Below are 1,405 nucleotides of genomic sequence, written 5' to 3'. Positions count from 1 at the left end.
TATCAACAAATTGGTAGCCAAAACATCCAGATCATCAGAATCTTGCATAAGAGTATGGATGTGAACCCAATCTTTGGCGCATAACGCCCAATTAAGTTGTGAGCAACGCTGCCACCTTACCCGAACACTTCACCTTAATCACTAAACTAGCTGAAACCGAAAGTGCCGAGCGTTGCGAATCAGCTTGAATTGCTTGTTATGTTTACATTTCTAATGAAAGTGATCTGATGGCTTCTTCTATAGATGAGAACTGTATTTTTGTAAGACAAACTTCAGCTTTTGAGAACTCATGCTCTTGGATTAACTGAGTTACCTCGAATAGACTTAGCTGAAAATCTTCAGACTCGATTACGTAGCTATCACCTTCGGATTTAACTACATAGCAATAACCTTCGCTGTCTATAAGGCGGTCTGAAGTATCCCAAATTAAGTCGTCCAATTCAGTTTTGAGCAGATCTTCAGAACCTAAATACATTAGCTCAGAGTCGCCGTCCAACTTGAAAATACATGGCCAAGAAATCATTTATCTATCCCGTAAACATAACGCCGCATTAAGATGTGAGCAACGCTACCAACGAACCAAAACCAAAGCACCGTAAACACAAAACCCAACGCGGAGACGAAAGTGCCAAGCGTTGGGAATCAGTCTTAAATGCTTTGTTAGCCGTTTAGTTTGAAGTGTGGTGATGAGCTACATTTTCAAGCCTTTCAGCTAGCCAAATCTTGATAATCGACTGTCGTGTAACACCGACTCGACTAGCCTCACGATCTAGTGAGTCTAACATCCATGCAGGGAAATCAACATTTACCCGTTTCTGCTTTTGCATTGGACGCTTAACTTTAGATAAATCTAGATCACCTAAAATGTCATCGTCACTTTCAAACTTGGCATCAAACTCATGCGCTTTCATATAAGTTCACCTCCGCTTTACGTGAACGTCTGACTGAAATGATCCTAATTTTTAATCCACGGTATGTAATGACGCCAGACCAATGCTTACCATTTAACATACCGATGACCAAATATCGAGGTTCATCACTTGTATTTGCAGGGATCTCGATAAGATCGGAGTCATTCCACAAACCTTGAGCTGTATAGAAATCAATTCCATGTTTCTCAAAATTTGACCTGCTTTTATTTTCATCGAATTCGAATTTTACCATGAGTAAAACTTATACCCTTTTTACTCATTTTGCAACTTGCACTTTGGCTAATGATTGTGGAAACGGCTAACGCTGCGTTAAGTAGTGAGCAACATTACCACCTAACCTAAACCATTGTGCCGTAAACACTAATTTCAAAGCAAACCGAAAATGCCTAGCGTTGCGAATCTGCCTTAAACGCCTTGTTAGTTGCCATTCTAAACCTCTGATTTCCAGTTCATTTCCACTTTGCCAACACCGT

Annotated in this window: 3 protein-coding genes and 1 pseudogene; 1 reads left to right on the top strand and 3 read right to left on the bottom strand. The window is 40.4% G+C overall.

The features are described from left to right. A pseudogene (locus BS19_RS20015) lies at positions 1–84 on the top strand (type II toxin-antitoxin system RelE/ParE family toxin); the annotation flags it as partial. A gap of 118 nt (positions 85–202) precedes the next feature. Here BS19_RS20015 and BS19_RS15000 read toward each other — a convergent pair. The 3 genes from BS19_RS15000 to BS19_RS14990 form a co-directional block, all read right to left on the bottom strand. Continuing rightward, positions 203–523 (bottom strand): DUF4144 family protein, encoded by a 321-nt coding sequence (locus BS19_RS15000; RefSeq protein WP_038176352.1) that lies wholly within the window; start codon positions 521–523, stop codon positions 203–205. A 145-nt stretch (positions 524–668) separates the two neighbouring features. Further along, the gene (brnA, locus tag BS19_RS14995; RefSeq protein WP_038176351.1) at positions 669–911 is read right to left on the bottom strand and encodes a type II toxin-antitoxin system BrnA family antitoxin; all 243 of its coding nucleotides are present in this window, start codon (positions 909–911) and stop codon (positions 669–671) included. Further along, positions 898–1,164 (bottom strand): BrnT family toxin, encoded by a 267-nt coding sequence (locus tag BS19_RS14990; RefSeq protein ID WP_017049047.1) that lies wholly within the window; start codon positions 1,162–1,164, stop codon positions 898–900. The genes brnA and BS19_RS14990 overlap by 14 nt, the downstream gene beginning before the upstream one ends. Between the last annotated feature and the right edge of the window lie 241 nt (positions 1,165–1,405).

Origin of the sequence: Vibrio pacinii DSM 19139 (assembly GCF_000711795.1) — a bacterium.
GTDB lineage: Bacteria > Pseudomonadota > Gammaproteobacteria > Enterobacterales > Vibrionaceae > Vibrio > Vibrio pacinii.
This window is presented reverse-complemented; position numbering and strand designations above follow the sequence as displayed.

What these genes read in the sequence shown, in the direction of transcription:
- BS19_RS15000 (WP_038176352.1), bottom strand. Translation starts at nt 523, where the DNA reads ATGATTTCTTGGCCATGTATTTTCAAGTTGGACGGCGACTCTGAGCTA.
- brnA (WP_038176351.1), bottom strand. Translation starts at nt 911, where the DNA reads ATGAAAGCGCATGAGTTTGATGCCAAGTTTGAAAGTGACGATGACATT.
- BS19_RS14990 (WP_017049047.1), bottom strand. Translation starts at nt 1,164, where the DNA reads ATGGTAAAATTCGAATTCGATGAAAATAAAAGCAGGTCAAATTTTGAG.